This is a genomic window from Halogeometricum borinquense DSM 11551 (genome assembly GCF_000172995.2).
GTDB lineage: Archaea > Halobacteriota > Halobacteria > Halobacteriales > Haloferacaceae > Halogeometricum > Halogeometricum borinquense.
The window spans coordinates 1,092,903-1,106,676 of sequence record NC_014729.1 but is presented as its reverse complement, the minus strand read 5'-3'; the positions used below and the strand labels follow the sequence as shown (position 1 = coordinate 1,106,676).

16 protein-coding genes and 1 tRNA gene are annotated in these 13,774 nt (G+C 61.7%); 12 read left to right on the top strand and 5 right to left on the bottom strand.

Annotated features, from left to right (window positions below):
* Nucleotides 1-21 precede the first annotated feature (21 nt).
* The 5 genes from HBOR_RS05750 to HBOR_RS05730 all read left to right on the top strand — a co-directional run bounded on the left by HBOR_RS05750 (nucleotide 22) and on the right by HBOR_RS05730 (nucleotide 4,531).
* Nucleotides 22-1,074: a PAS domain-containing sensor histidine kinase gene (locus HBOR_RS05750; protein WP_006054006.1), complete on the top strand. Its 1,053-nt coding sequence runs from the start codon at nucleotides 22-24 to the stop codon at nucleotides 1,072-1,074.
* 57 nt (nucleotides 1,075-1,131) lie between these two features.
* Nucleotides 1,132-1,365: an LSM domain-containing protein gene (locus tag HBOR_RS05745; protein ID WP_006054005.1), complete on the top strand. Its 234-nt coding sequence runs from the start codon at nucleotides 1,132-1,134 to the stop codon at nucleotides 1,363-1,365.
* Complete coding sequence (locus HBOR_RS05740) at nucleotides 1,362-1,538, top strand: 50S ribosomal protein L37e (protein ID WP_006054004.1); 177 nt, start codon at nucleotides 1,362-1,364, stop codon at nucleotides 1,536-1,538. Before HBOR_RS05745 ends, HBOR_RS05740 begins: the two co-directional genes overlap by 4 nt.
* 244 nt (nucleotides 1,539-1,782) lie before the next feature.
* Nucleotides 1,783-3,336, top strand: a complete 1,554-nt coding sequence (gene purF, locus HBOR_RS05735) for an amidophosphoribosyltransferase (protein ID WP_006054003.1) — start codon at nucleotides 1,783-1,785, stop codon at nucleotides 3,334-3,336.
* A gap of 133 nt (nucleotides 3,337-3,469) precedes the next feature.
* Nucleotides 3,470-4,531: a halocyanin domain-containing protein gene (locus tag HBOR_RS05730; RefSeq protein WP_006054002.1), complete on the top strand. Its 1,062-nt coding sequence runs from the start codon at nucleotides 3,470-3,472 to the stop codon at nucleotides 4,529-4,531.
* Here HBOR_RS05730 and HBOR_RS05725 read toward each other — a convergent pair.
* The 3 genes from HBOR_RS05725 to HBOR_RS05715 all read right to left on the bottom strand — a co-directional run bounded on the left by HBOR_RS05725 (nucleotide 4,523) and on the right by HBOR_RS05715 (nucleotide 6,578).
* Entirely contained in the window at nucleotides 4,523-4,702 is a 180-nt protein-coding gene (locus HBOR_RS05725; protein ID WP_006054000.1) for a hypothetical protein, read from the bottom strand. The two genes, HBOR_RS05730 and HBOR_RS05725, sit on opposite strands and share 9 nt — an antisense overlap.
* Before the next feature lie 63 nt (nucleotides 4,703-4,765).
* Entirely contained in the window at nucleotides 4,766-5,899 is a 1,134-nt protein-coding gene (locus HBOR_RS05720; RefSeq protein WP_006053999.1) for a multicopper oxidase domain-containing protein, read from the bottom strand.
* 115 nt (nucleotides 5,900-6,014) lie between these two features.
* Nucleotides 6,015-6,578, bottom strand: a complete 564-nt coding sequence (locus HBOR_RS05715; RefSeq protein ID WP_006053998.1) for a DUF420 domain-containing protein — start codon at nucleotides 6,576-6,578, stop codon at nucleotides 6,015-6,017.
* Nucleotides 6,579-6,711: 133 nt separating this feature from the next.
* Between HBOR_RS05715 and HBOR_RS05710 the strand changes: the two genes are divergently transcribed.
* A tRNA-Leu gene (locus HBOR_RS05710) sits at nucleotides 6,712-6,796 on the top strand.
* Between the two features lie 155 nt (nucleotides 6,797-6,951).
* Here HBOR_RS05710 and HBOR_RS05705 read toward each other — a convergent pair.
* Nucleotides 6,952-7,497 carry a GrpB family protein gene (locus tag HBOR_RS05705; protein WP_006053997.1) on the bottom strand — a complete coding sequence of 182 codons (546 nt, stop codon included), beginning with the start codon at nucleotides 7,495-7,497 and terminating at the stop codon, nucleotides 6,952-6,954.
* Nucleotides 7,498-7,653: 156 nt separating this feature from the next.
* On the opposite strand from HBOR_RS05705, the gene HBOR_RS05700 reads away from it, so the two are divergent.
* From HBOR_RS05700 to HBOR_RS05675, 6 genes are all read left to right on the top strand, one after another.
* Nucleotides 7,654-8,172 carry a helix-turn-helix domain-containing protein gene (locus HBOR_RS05700; protein ID WP_006053996.1) on the top strand — a complete coding sequence of 173 codons (519 nt, stop codon included), beginning with the start codon at nucleotides 7,654-7,656 and terminating at the stop codon, nucleotides 8,170-8,172.
* Between the two features lie 75 nt (nucleotides 8,173-8,247).
* Nucleotides 8,248-9,450 (top strand): alanyl-tRNA editing protein, encoded by a 1,203-nt coding sequence (locus HBOR_RS05695; protein ID WP_006053995.1) that lies wholly within the window; start codon nucleotides 8,248-8,250, stop codon nucleotides 9,448-9,450.
* A gap of 97 nt (nucleotides 9,451-9,547) precedes the next feature.
* Nucleotides 9,548-10,693, top strand: coding sequence for an acyl-CoA dehydrogenase family protein (locus tag HBOR_RS05690; RefSeq protein WP_006053994.1), 1,146 nt, complete (start codon nucleotides 9,548-9,550; stop codon nucleotides 10,691-10,693).
* A gap of 112 nt (nucleotides 10,694-10,805) precedes the next feature.
* Nucleotides 10,806-11,357, top strand: a complete 552-nt coding sequence (locus HBOR_RS05685; protein WP_006053993.1) for an HAD family hydrolase — start codon at nucleotides 10,806-10,808, stop codon at nucleotides 11,355-11,357.
* Nucleotides 11,358-11,452: 95 nt separating this feature from the next.
* Complete coding sequence (locus tag HBOR_RS05680) at nucleotides 11,453-11,800, top strand: hypothetical protein (protein WP_006053992.1); 348 nt, start codon at nucleotides 11,453-11,455, stop codon at nucleotides 11,798-11,800.
* A gap of 69 nt (nucleotides 11,801-11,869) precedes the next feature.
* Entirely contained in the window at nucleotides 11,870-12,235 is a 366-nt protein-coding gene (locus tag HBOR_RS05675; RefSeq protein WP_241432300.1) for a hypothetical protein, read from the top strand.
* Nucleotides 12,236-12,257: 22 nt separating this feature from the next.
* Here HBOR_RS05675 and HBOR_RS05670 read toward each other — a convergent pair whose 3' ends face one another.
* Nucleotides 12,258-13,727, bottom strand: coding sequence for an RtcB family protein (locus tag HBOR_RS05670; RefSeq protein ID WP_006053990.1), 1,470 nt, complete (start codon nucleotides 13,725-13,727; stop codon nucleotides 12,258-12,260).
* Nucleotides 13,728-13,774 lie beyond the last annotated feature (47 nt).

Here is a 13,774-nt window from a genome sequence, read left to right as displayed (position 1 = left end):
GTTTCTAGGTTGGGACAACGAATGGACACGGGACGATTGGTTGAGGAGGTAGAAGAGGACCCGTTCGCGTATCTGCCGGTCCTGGTTGTTGTGACTCGTCCCGACGAAGACGGCGTTCCCGTGATCGAAGACTGTAACGACCGATTCCTTGAGCGACTCGGCTATGACTACGAGTCGGTTATCGGCCGCCGCGTCACGGAGTTTTACACCGCTGAATCCGCGGCGAACCACCTTCACGGAGGGTACGAACGGGCGCGGCGCGGCGACTACGACCGGGAAGAACGAGACTTTCTCACCGCCGACGGAAACGTCATTTCGACCGTCGTGCGTGCGACGCCTCGACGAGTTGATGGCGAGGTGGTTGGTGTGGTCGCTGTCTACGTCGATGTGACAGAACAGAAGTGGCGCGAACAACATGTAAACGTCCTCAACCGGGTGATGCGCCACAACATCCGCAACGATCTGAACGTCTTGCACGGACACGCCGAGATGCTCGCACAACACGACGACGAATCCGTCGTGGAGTCTGCGAACGTCGTCGGGCGGGCTGTCGAACGGTGGCTGTCGTTGACGGAGAAAGCGACGGAGATAGAACGGCTGTTCGAGGAGACGACCGACCGGTCTGCACACCTGCCGAAACTCCTCCACGAGGTACAGACAGCGGTGGAGATGGGATGGCCCGACGCGACGATTCAGATCGAACAGCAAGTCGCTGATGTCCACGTCTCCTCCCGCCTCAGTGCCGTGATCGACGAACTCTGCGAGAACGGCGTCAAACACACCAGTTGCGACAGCCCCGAAGTCCGCATTGATGCGTCACGCGTTGACGGCAACTGGGTGAAGATATGTGTCACCGACGAGGGTCCCGGAATTCCGGATCACGAACGCGCGGTGCTACGACACGGTGAGGAGACGGACCTCGTCCACGGAAGCGGACTGGGATTTTGGTTGGTCCGGACCGTCGTTCGCCGTATCGGCGGCCATCTCCGTGTCGCGGACGCGCCGAATGGGTCAGGAAGTGTCGTCACCGTTTATGTACCTATCGTTGAGGAAACTAACAATGGGGAATGGTGACAAGGTATCGGGCAGGTGTTCGGCACATTTAATACCGAAACCCGACGCGTCTTTGCCATGAGCGGACGACCCCTCGACGTACTCGAGGCTTCGCTGGAAGAATCCGTGACTGTCAACCTGAAAGACGGCAGTTCGTACTACGGTACTCTGGCGGGCTACGACCAGCATATGAACGTTGTCCTCGAAGCGCCAGCTGACGAGGAAGAGGCGATTCTCGGCGAGATAGAGGTTACGCCGGTTGAAGACACAACGATTATACGCGGCGATAACGTCGTCACCATCAAAGCATGACGGGAGCCGGAACACCGAGCCAAGGAAAGAAGAACAAAACGACGCACGTGAAGTGCCGTCGATGCGGTGAGAAGTCCTACCACGTGAACAAGAAAGTCTGCTCGTCGTGCGGCTTTGGCAAATCCGCCAAACGCCGTGACTACGAGTGGCAGTCGAAGACGGGCGACAACTAACGCCCCCTTCGAACCGATTCTTCTTCCACTCTCTTCGTTCCTGAGCGACTGCTCTCTCAGCAGTGCCTTCGCTGTTTCCGAGTAGCGCCGCGCTTTCGATCCGCAGAGACACGAGTCCTGACGCCGAGCAGATAATTCGGTTGATCATGATAGTATACATGTTCGTGTATATATTTGGGGTTAGAAAGTGGTGAAGAACGCACAAGGACGGGTTTTTTAGCCCTCGGCTCTCGTACCAACGTGTATGTCAGACGGGCGGGACGCTCAGACCCCCACACCCGGACGCGACGCGGGCCGACAGCAACCGACGGCCGACGACCTCTCGGGACCGACCGAGAAATGCGGCGTCGTCGGCGTCGCGCTCGCGGACCGCGCCGCCGCGCGACCGCTGTACTACTCTCTGTACGCGCTCCAACATCGCGGACAGGAGTCGGCAGGTATCGTCACCCACGACGGGTTCCAACAGCACAGCCACGTCGAGACGGGACTCGTCGGTGACGTGTTCGGTGAGTCCGACCTCGACTCGTTGACCGGAACGACAGGTATCGGGCACGTCCGCTATCCCACGTCCGGCGGTCTCGACTCCTGTTGTGCCCAACCGTTCTCGGTGTCGTTCAAATCGGGATCACTCGGCCTCGCACACAACGGCAACCTCGTCAACGCCGACGAGATACGCGACGAACTGGAAGATCTCGGACACGCGTTCACGTCCGACGGCGACACCGAAGTCATCGCCCACGACCTTGCGCGGAATCTGCTCGAAGAGGACCTCGTCCGCGCGGTCAAGCATACGATGGGACGCATTCACGGGTCGTACTCGCTCACCATCATGCACGACGAGACGGTGCTTGCGGTGCGCGACCCGCAGGGGAATCGACCGCTCTGCATCGGAAAACTTGACGACGGCTACGTCGTCGCAAGCGAATCTGCGGCCATCGATACCCTCGACGGAGACCTCGTCCGCGACGTGCGACCGGGTGAACTCGTCGTCCTCGAATCCGACGGCTCCGGCTTCGACTCCTACCAACTCGTCGAACAGGAGCACACCGCCCACTGCTTTTTCGAACACGTCTACTTCGCCCGCCCGGATTCCGTCATCGACGACACGCTCGTCTACGAGGCGCGTCGTGACCTCGGTCGGAAGCTCTGGGAGGAGTCAGGTGTCGAGTCCGACGTGGTGATGCCAGTCCCCGATTCCGGACGCGCGTTCGCCACCGGCTACGCCGAAGCAGCCAACGAAACCACGGCAGACGGTGACCCCCGTGAAAGCGACGATAGCGTCGAGTTCGCGGAGGGGCTGATGAAGAACCGCTACGTCGGTCGAACGTTCATCATGCCGACGCAGGACGAACGCGAGCGCGCCGTTCGCCTGAAACTCAACCCCATCAAAAGTACCATCGAGGGCCGCTCTGTCACCATCATCGACGACAGCATCGTCCGCGGCACCACCTCGCGCCAACTCGTCCAACTCGTCCGCGACGCCGGTGCCGAGGAGGTTCACGTTCGTATCGGTGCGCCGCCAATCATCGCACCTTGCTACATGGGTATCGACATGGCGACCCGCGAGGAACTCATCGCCTCCGACAAGACCACAGAGGAGATACGCGACGATATCGGTGCGGACAGTCTCTCGTACCTCTCTATCGATGCCATCGCGGCCGCTCTTGGCGAGTCTCGTGCGGACCTTTGTCTCGGGTGCGTCACGAGCGAGTACCCCTACGATATCGATGGCGAACCGACCGACCGGTCGGTCGAACGCCCGTCTATCAGCGACGAGACGCTTCCGGCTGACGACTGAGTCAACTCGCTCCGCTCACTCGATCCCTGTCGTCTTTCGCTTTCTCGTCCCGTCTTACTCGCGCCTCGCGCTGTTCTAACGCGATGAGAATTTGCGTCTCCCCTTTTTCTAACCAGTCCAATATCCGAACGTTATGACGACGAACCGCTTCTCTCGTCGAGCTGTCGTACGTACGGCTGTGGGTGTCGGTGCAACCGCCGCGCTCGGGGTGGGGTCCTCGACGGTCAGCGCGCAGTCTCCGACTCTCTCGTCGTGGTTTTCGAACACGAGCAACTACGACGGCGTCGTTGACCGAACAGGGCAGTCGGAGGTGACCATCACTGTCGGCGCGTCGGGGAACGGCGGTAATTTCGGCTTCGGCCCCGCAGCGGTTCGCGTCGATCCCGGAACGACCGTCGTCTGGAAATGGAACGGGAAGGGTAGCAGTCACAACGTCGTTGCCGAGGATGGCTCGTTCAAATCCGAGATGGTCGGAACGAGCGGTCACACCTTCTCGCACACGTTCGAAGAGGCGGGCGTCTGGAAGTACGCCTGCACACCGCACAAGCCGATGGGGATGAAAGGTGCCGTCGTCGTCGGTGACGCCGCTGTCGGCGGTGAGTCGTCGGCAACGCAATCGACGGCGGAGAAATCCGGCGGCGAGAAACCCGCCGCTCTCAAATCGTGGTTTTCGAACACGAGCAACTACGACGGCGTCGTTGACCGGACGGGGAACGACGAAGTCACAGTGGAGGTGGGCGCAAAAGGTAACGGTGCGAGTTTCGCGTTCGGTCCGGCCGCGATTCGCGTCGATCCCGGAACGACCGTCGTCTGGGAGTGGAACGGGAAGGGCGGCGCGCATAACGTCGTCGCAGAGGACGGGTCGTTCAAGTCAGAGATGGTCAACAAGAGCGGTCACTCCTTCTCGCACGCGTTCGAGGAGACGGGTACCTACAAATACGCCTGCACACCGCACAAGTCGATGGGAATGAAAGGTGTTGTCCTCGTCGGCGACGCCGGCGGCGGTGCCGGTGGCAGTGGCGGAAGTTCTAATTCCGGCGCATTCGGTGGTGTCTCCGACTCGGCACTGCTGTTCGGCGGGAGTTTGCTTGGGGCGTTCCTTTCACCGATAGCCGTCGCGGTGATGCTGGCCCTCGGTGACGACGACTGCCCGCCGGAAACGGATGAGCGAACTCACGGCCATCCGTCAGACTGAGGGCGGACCGAAGGAGCGGACGGCCTGATCGCCGAGAAACGTCGAGGTGTTCGAGAGACCACCTGCGATAGCGCTCCCTGCGAACCGCTCTTTTTTGAGATTCGATAGTGAGTGACGACGCGCTAACGGGGAGGTCGTCATCGTGTATCGCTGTTCGGCGACGCCGCTCACAACGCCGAGTCGAAGCAGGTGAGAAGGAATAGCCGGTCGATGACGACCGGCGTCAGTGTCGATTCAGCCTTTGTATCCGGCGTAATCCATCAACGTCGCAAAGATGTCCGTGTCCATCGCCTCTTCGTAGACGACGCCGGAGAGCATCCCGCCGGGGTAGAAGTTCCCGTTCATCACGTGGTTGACCTTGTGGCAGTGCATGAGATAGATGCCGGGGTCGGAGTTCGCGGTGAACTCGATGGTGTGACGCTCGGCAGGTGCGATGTTGGTCACGTCCATATCGTGCCGAGCGGCCTTCGGAACCGTCCCGCCGTCCTTCTCCACGCGCTGGAAGCGGTGGTTGTGAATGTGCATCGGGTGGCTCATGTAGCCGCCGTTGACGAGGTGCAGGCGAACGGTGTCGCCCTGCGACACGATGATTGGCGACCCGTCTTCAGGGTGGAGCGTCCGCGGCGCACTCTTCCCGTTGATGGTGAACACATCGGGGTTGCGGTTCCGCGGCGAGTAGGACATGTCCTCGCCCGCCATCATGCGGTTGAGTCGGGAGTCCCACTCTTTGAGCGTCATGAAGTACTCCTTGTCGGCCGGTTCGTACCCCTTGGGATCGACACGGAAGATACCGTACATCCCCATGTCGATGTGGCGGTGCGTCTGGAAGTGGCAGTGGTAGATGTGCGTGCCCGGCACGTTCGCCGGAATCGTATACGTGTGTTTCTCACCGGGCTTGACGGTGATTCCCGTCGTCGTCGGAACGCCGTCGTCCTTCCACGCCTTCTGGACGCCGTGGAAGTGTACCGTGTGTGGCCGCTTGCCCTGCGTGTTGTCGAGGACGACTTCCATATCCTCGCCTTCGGTTGTCCGGAGTATCGGTGCGGGGACGGACGGCGGCCGGTCGTCCGCTTGAAATGCCCACACCTTCGGGAGTTCGACAGGTCCACCCATCGAGTCGAGCGGGTGAACTTCGTGACGTGCGGGTTTGGTTTTCAGCGTCACCGACCCGCCTTGATCTTCGACATCCACCACCTGCGGTGGAGCGGTGGTCGGGAGCGACGAGGACGCCGCCGCCGTCGTCGTCTGCGTATTCGCCGCTGGTTGCTCGGCCGAGGGTGCGGTACAGCCCGCACTCGCGGAGAGTCCTGCCACACCGGTGGCCTTCAGAAATTCACGACGCGACAATCCAGTACCGGGAGCGCCCATTCGTCTCATAACTACAGTTGGTCGTAGGGACAGGTATGAAAAAACAACAAAGGCAATTGCAACTATGTGGGAATTACCCCCCGGCCGAACCCTCGCCCGAATCGCCGAGCCCAGATCAGTTGACGAGGTGCAAGAGCGTGTACACTACGTCGCCGAGGACGAACGAGACCAACCACAGCGACGCCGCCACCCGTCCGACCGTCTTGTGCCGCGTCTCGTAGATCTCCTCGATGGGCCGGGTGACGGCCAAGAGGAGGACGTAGTACAGAAGCGGGATGCAGACGATAGCAAGGAGGATGTGGACGGCCAGCGTCGGGAGGTAAACGAACTGGTACACCACCCCCTGACTGGGGAACTCCGTGGGTCCTTCGAGGATGGTTAACCTGTAGAGATAAAGGACAAGGAACCCGATGAACAGTCCGAGCGTACTGAGCATCAGCGCACGGTGTCGGGCCACGTTGCCGCGCCGAATAGCGCGCACGCCCAAGACGATAGTGACGATTGCTGTCGTACTCAGAACGGCGTTAACGTGTGGGATGAGGTCGAGGGCACTCTCCGAAACGTGCGGGAGCAATGACGCCGGAATGTATCCGAGAACCGCACCGAAGACGAGTGCAAGTGAGACGACGCTTAGTGCGGCCGCCACACCGGGGACGTTGTCTCGAACGCGAAATGCCATATCGAAACGAGACGGCCGGACGAGCAAAACAATGCCGAACGAATGCTGTCTGCGAACGGCCGACACGTCACCGTCGAAAGGAAACTCATTTAAATTACCCCGAACAACGATTGAGTGCAACAAGACGCAGCGAGCGTGGGTAGCCAAGCCAGGCCAACGGCGCAGCGTTGAGGGCGCTGTCTCGTAGGAGTCCGCCGGTTCAAATCCGGTCCCACGCATCGCACAGGTGGTCCAACAAACCACCACACGATGCAGGTGATCTCCCTTTCGGGACATCACCCACGCACAATCCTTTCCGACGCTAACTCCGGAGAGCCTTCTTCGGGGTTCGTTTCTCTCGAACGGTGACTCCCGAGACAAACGACTGTCTGTATCAGACCTCAGGAATCACGCCCGGGACCTCGATAGTGTCATCCGCGCGCGCTCGTTCGAGAACGGACTGACAGAACTCGTTTTTCGAGTGGGTGTACGCGGTGATGTCGTTCGGATTCGATTCGGCCGCCGAACGCTTTACGGACGCGTACTCGTCTCGAACATCCGGATACGTCCGTAGATACTCGCGGAAGAGAAGGTCCTGTTTCCACTGGTCGTCCGCAGCGCTGATGAGATGGAGATTGTACAGTTGACCGCTCTCGTCAGTTCGCTGCACGAACAGCCAATCGGAAGGGATGGAACTCAACTCGTAGCCGAAGACGGCGCTGAGTTTGTCCAAATCACCCCAACAGCCGTCAATATCCGTTACAACGGCCGTAATGTCGATGATTGGTTTCGCAGCCAGCCCCGGTACCGACGTACTTCCGATGTGTTCGATTCGAGCGGTGTACTCGTCTAAAACTGACGCAAGTCGCTGTCGCTCGCGCTCGAATATGTCGGGCCATTCCGGGTTGTACTCTGCAATCGTGATCGGCGTCTCGTCCATCAGTAAGCCAAGAAATTCAGTTCACAAAAATGTTTCTCCGGTGCCACTTCTGGCGAGGGAAGCACAGCGTTTCCGCTCCATGGACTGGGGACGTATCCACCTCGAACCCCCGACTGGTGCCGCGATTTTAAAAAGGTAGAGGCGGTAAGAGGGGGTATGCCCAAATACTCGACCGGAAGCGGGGGTGGTGGGGGAGATGCCGACAGTTGCGAACTCTGCGGCCGTTCGTCGCCGAAACTTCGCCGCGCTAACGTCGCCGGTGCGAACTTGCTCGTCTGCCCGGACTGCGCACCGCACGACGACTCCAAGCACGAAGGGACGGGTGGGTCGTCCAGTAGCGATACGTCGGACAGCGAACCAAGTCGAAAGAAGCGGGCCGCCCAGCGCCAAGCGAAGATGTACGACCAAGCGAAGGGCGACTCGAAGCACTGGGAGCGAGAGGGAACGAACTACGAGAAGGACCGACTACCGTATCTCGTCTCCGACTACGGCGATGTGGTTGCGACGGCGCGGCAGGACGCCGGTCTGACCGTCGAAGAACTCGCCGCTGAACTCGACGCCGACGAATCGGATATCGACGCCGTCGAACAGGGACGTGCGACGCGCGCGGGTGTCGGCGGGTCGCTCGTCCGCGCTATCGAAGAGAAACTGGACGTGACGCTCGTAGACGAATAATACGGACGCGACAACCGTCCGTCTGGCCGTGCTGGGACGGCACCCTTTTTATCGGACGACCGCCCACCACAATCCATGTTAACGCGTGCCCCTGAGGAGCCGACCGTCCGTGAGTTCGACGCCGCGGCGACGAGCGTGGACGGCCGCGACGTGACACTCGATCAGACGTACTTCTACGCCGAGAGCGGCGGCCAACCCGCCGATAGGGGAACACTCGGTGGGATCCCTCTCGATGACGTACAGAAGGTTGATGGGAACGTGGTTCACACGCTGGCGTCTGCCCCCGACTTCGACGAGGGCGAGACGATCACCGGCGTCATCGACGACGACTTCCGGACGTACTGCATGCGCGCGCACACGGCGAGCCACGTTCTCTACGGCGCGGGACGACGCATCCTCTCGGACCTCGGCTACGGCGGGTTCGACATCTCGCCCGAGAAGGTACGCGTGGACTTCGTCACCACAACGGAGATCGACGACGAGGTGCTAGTCGAACTCGAACGACTGGTCAACCGCGCGGTGTGGGATGCCCGCCCCGTCTCGTGGGAGGAAGTCCCCGCTGAGGAGGCGTTCGAACGGGACGACGTGGCATTCAACACGAAGACCGAAGAGGGCGTGATGGGCGATTCTGATACGATACGCCTCGTCACCGTCGAGGACTGGGACGTGGCCGCTTGCGGCGGCACACACGTCTCGAACACGCTCGAAATCGGCCCTGTCACCGTTCTCGGCCGCTCGAACCCCGGCGAGGGGCTCACCCGCGTCGAATTCGCGGTCGGCCCGACCGGCATCGACCGACGCGCGACGGTCCACCGCGCCGCCCTCGACACCGCATGCGAACTCGAAACGTCGGTTGACGACACCGCTGAGGCAGCGGCATCCCTGCGGGCTGAGAAACAGTCGATCGAAGCGGAACGACGGAAACTGGAGTCTGAACTTCTCACAGAGCGTATCACGGAGTTCGAAACGCTGGCGAAGAACGGCGCGCAGTGGCACGTCGGTGTCATCGACGGCTTCGACAGCAACGACGCGGGGGAAGCAGCGAAAGATGTCGTCAGAGACGAGAATGAGACGGACGTGGTGGCCGCCGTTGGCGCGGGAGAGCGACCGTATCTCGTCGTCGCCGCCGGGTCCGACAGCGGTGTCGATGCCGGTGACGTAGTGAGTCGGGCGACCGACGAGTTCGGTGGCGGTGGCGGCGGCGGCGCGACGTTCGCACAGGGCGGCGGCCTCGACGCCGATCCGGCGGACGTGACGTCGTTCCTCAAAGACGCCTGAGCCGCCGGTTATCGCACCGAAGGAGTGGGTAATGATCGCACGTGTCTCACCGCGCCAATTCGATCACCTTTTTCCATCACAGATGCGACCGTGAGGTATGGAAATTGCAGACGCCGGTTCGGCACTCACCGACGAGCAACGGGCGATTCGCGACGTAGTTCGAGAGTTTGCCGTCGAGGAGATTCGTCCGACGGCGCGCGAGGCGGACGAGACGGAATCGTTCCCCGAGGATGTCTGGGACGGCCTCGCTGAACTCGATCTGACGGGCCTGACTGTCCCCGAGGAGTACGGTGGCTTCGACGCCGACCGGATGACGTACACCGTCGTCAACGAACAGGTCGCCTACGGCCAACTTGCCGTGGCGACTGCCCTGTCGGTACACTGTCTCGCCACCTCATGTATCGCCAAATTCGGGAGCGACGAACAGAAAGAGGCGTGGTTGCCCGAGATGGCTCGCGGTCGGCCCGTCGGGATGTTCGCACTGTCGGAACCTGACGCCGGATCGAACCCCGCAGAGATGTCTACTGTCGCACGCCGTGAGGGCGACGAGTACGTGATAAACGGCAAGAAACAGTGGATAACGAACGGCCAGCGCGGCGATGTCTGTATTCTGTTCGCCAAGACGGATCCCGACGACCCCTCGTCGGTCACGCAGTTCCTCGTTCCCAAGGACGCGGGCATCGAAGTCGGAAAGAAGGAACACAAACTCGGTCTCCGCGCTTCCGACACGACCTCGCTCATCTTCGACGACGTTCACATTCCGGCGGAGAACCGACTCACCGAGGAGGGGAAGGGTCTCTCTGCGGCGTTCCGCATTCTCACCGGCGGGCGGATGGGAATCGCCGCGCAGGCGGTCGGCCTCGCGCAGTCAGCGTTTGACGAGGCGCGCGAGTACGCCCACGACCGAGAACAGTTCGGCGGCCCGATTTCCGACATCCAAGCCGTCCGGCACAAGTTCTCCGAGATGGCGACGCAAATCCACGCCTCCCGCCTGATGGTCCGCGAGGCCGCACGGCAGGACGACGCGGGCGAGGACCCGCGCATCGCGGCGTCGATGGCCAAGTACTTCGCCAGCGAGGCGGCCGTGGACGTAACCAACGAAGCGGTCCAGATACACGGCGGATACGGCTACACGACGGACTTCGAGGTAGAGCGGATGTACCGCGACTCGAAGATCACGACCATCTACGAGGGAACGAGCGAAATTCAAAAGGAAGTCATCGCTCGCGGCGTCCTCGACTGAACGGGTCGAGAGCGTCAGTCGAAGGGAAACCACGTCGAGGCGGGACGCTCCCAAACACGGCAGGCCGGGACGCTCCCGAAGGGTCTTTTCGCCTGACCACGTACCTCCGGCGATGCCTACTTGCGACCTCGCGCCGTTCGACGCGGTGGTGTGGGACCTCGACGGAACGCTCGTCCACCTCGCCGTGGACTGGGGTGCCGTGGCGACTGAGGCCGAAGCGACGTTTCGAGCGGCGGGAATCGATGCCGACGGGACGGACCTCTGGGGCATGTTAGACCTCGCGGACGAGTCAGACATGCGTGAGGACATCGAAGCGATTCTTTCTGAACATGAACAGGAGGGGGCGCGACGCTCGAAGCGACTCGCCTGCGCCGAGACGATGGGCACGTTCGAGGTCGAGGGCGTCTGCTCGCTCAACTGCGAAGCGGCCTGTCACGTCGCGCTCGACACGCACGACCTCGCGGGGCACGCGGACGCCGTCGTCGGCCGCGACTCCGTTGCGACGCGGAAACCCGACCCGGAACCGCTGTTGGAGACGCTTCGGCGGATGGACGCCGCACCGGACGATGCCGTCTTCGTCGGTGACTCCCGGCGGGACAAACTGACTGCAGAACGCGCTGGCGTCGCATTCCGATACGTCGGCGACGGCCCCTCTGGCGTCTGAATCAGACTTGTACGCCTTCCGTCACGCCCGGTGAGGACGTTCTCACGGGGTCTTGCGACGAGGACGTTAAGTCGGACAGGCACCTATTGGAAGCGATGAGTTATCCGGTCAGTTACTACTGCCCGCACTGCGGGGCGGTCGTCGAACTCCAGCGTGAGGGCTACCTCGCTGACAAATCCGTCACGCCCTACCCGCTCGTAGGATGGGAGTACACAGACCCCGGCGACGATTTCGAGTCGGCGGACGGAATCAACTTCGTCTGCGGAGAGAGCGCTGCTGCGGGTCTCCGGTGGACGGGCGACCAAAGCGAGGCGGACGACGTGGAGAATCCGATGCTCGACGTGCCGTGCGGCCGCGACTTCTACCTCTCGTTCGTCCGGTTCGAGGACGGACACGAGGTCGAACCCGTGCCCGAGACGGAGTACGTGGATATCGGGCTGTAGCGTGGCGTATACGAGAGTCAGCACTGCTCACAGCGGAGTATATCTCCTCACCGCGCGTCTGTTGGCTTGATGACACTCACACCTATGCAGTCGATACTCGGTGATGTAGCGTTCTTCACGCTGTTCGGATTCACTGTCCTCGCGTTCCTCGGTGCCGTCGTCTACATCGTGCGCCTCGAACACAGAACGGAGATGGCGCTCATCGAGGCGGGGCAGTACGAACAACTCCGAACCGATAGCCGTGCGTGGATTCTCGGCGGCGGACTCGTCCTCGTCGCTCTCGGCCTCGCAGACGTGACGACGACGCTCCTCGCTGGCGGTGTTCCGCAGGAGGGAATCGCGGCCGCGTTCGTCGGTTTCGCCGCCCTCGCGTACTACTTCTACAAGCGCCGGGAGGACCGCGGTGCCGACTCAGCGACCACGGCGCAGGCGTAAGCCGGCGTCGGTCGCTCGCTTTTCACCCCTTGATGTTGCAGACGGGGAACGTCCGCACCACCTTGTCGCCGATACCGAGTTCGTCGGAGACGCGGACGACTTCGTCAACGTCCTTGTAGACGCCCGGAGCCTCCTCGGCGATTGTCGCTCCCGACTGTGCCTTGACGTAGATTTTCTGTTGGTCGCGCAGTTCCTCTTGGACTGTTTCGCCCCAGTAGTCGTTTTTCGCTTGCGTCCGACTCATCGTCCGGCCCGCGCCGTGGGCCGTCGAACCGAACGTGAGATCAAGCGAGTGTTCGCCGCCGCGGAGAACGTAACTCCCCGCGCCCATGCTTCCGGGGATAATGATCGGCTGACCAACATCGCGGTAGGCAGACGGCAGTTCGGGCCGTCCGGCGGGGAACGCGCGCGTTGCGCCTTTCCGGTGGACGAACAGTTCGCGTTCCTCGCCCCCCACGTCGTGAACCTCCTTCTTGGCGATGTTGTGCGCCACGTCGTACAGGAGGTCCATCTCCATCTCCTCCCAGTCGCGCCCGAACACGCGTTCGAACACCCGTCGCGTCCGGTGCATGATGAGTTGCCGGTTCACCCACGCGAAGTTGATTGCGGCACACATCGCGCCGTAGTACTCCTCTGCGAGATCTGACCCGGCGGGCGCGGCGGCCAGTTCCTTGTCCGGAAGCGATTCGAGGAGGTCCCCGTGTTCCTTCTCGATGCGCCGGAGGTAGTCCGTACAGACCTGATGCCCTAACCCGCGCGACCCGCAGTGGATGAGGACGACAATCTGGTCTTCTTCGAGACCGAACTCAGTTGCCACGTCCTCGCGGAACACGTCGGTCACGCGCTGGACTTCGAGAAAGTGGTTACCGGAGCCGAGACTGCCGAGTTGGTTCTTGCCTCGGTCCTTGGCCTTCTGCGAGACGGCGTCCGGGTCTGCATCCGGGCGGAACCCCTCGTCCTCACAGTGGGCCAAGTCCGCTTCGACCGCATGGCCGTGTTCGAGCGCCCAGTCAACACCACGAGAGAGGACCTGATCAACGGTATCGACGTCGCTCTCGACGATGCCGCCGCCGCCGAGTCCCGAAGGGATGTTGGCGAACAGAGCTTCGACTAACTCCTCTTCGTTGCCCTTGAGTTCGTCGTACGTCAGGTTCGTTCTCATCATCCTGACGCCGCAGTTGATGTCGTAACCGACGCTTCCGGGCGAAATACAGCCTTCTTCTGTGTCAGTCGCGCCGACCCCGCCGACTGGGAAACCGTACCCTTGGTGCCCGTCGGGCATGCAGATGGCGTACTTCGTCATCCCCGGCAGATGCGTGGCGTTCCGTAACTGTTCGAGCGTCTTGTCCTGCCGAATCTGTTCTAAGAGTTCTTCGCTGGCGAGAACGCGGGCAGGCACGCGCATATCGCCTTCTCGCGGCATCTCCCAAACGTGTTCACGGACGCGTTCGAGGCGGATGTCGCCGAACTCTTTCACGTCATCCTTGGTCATAGATAGAGGTTCGACGCGGTAACTGAATAGAATTCCGTCCGCGTCCG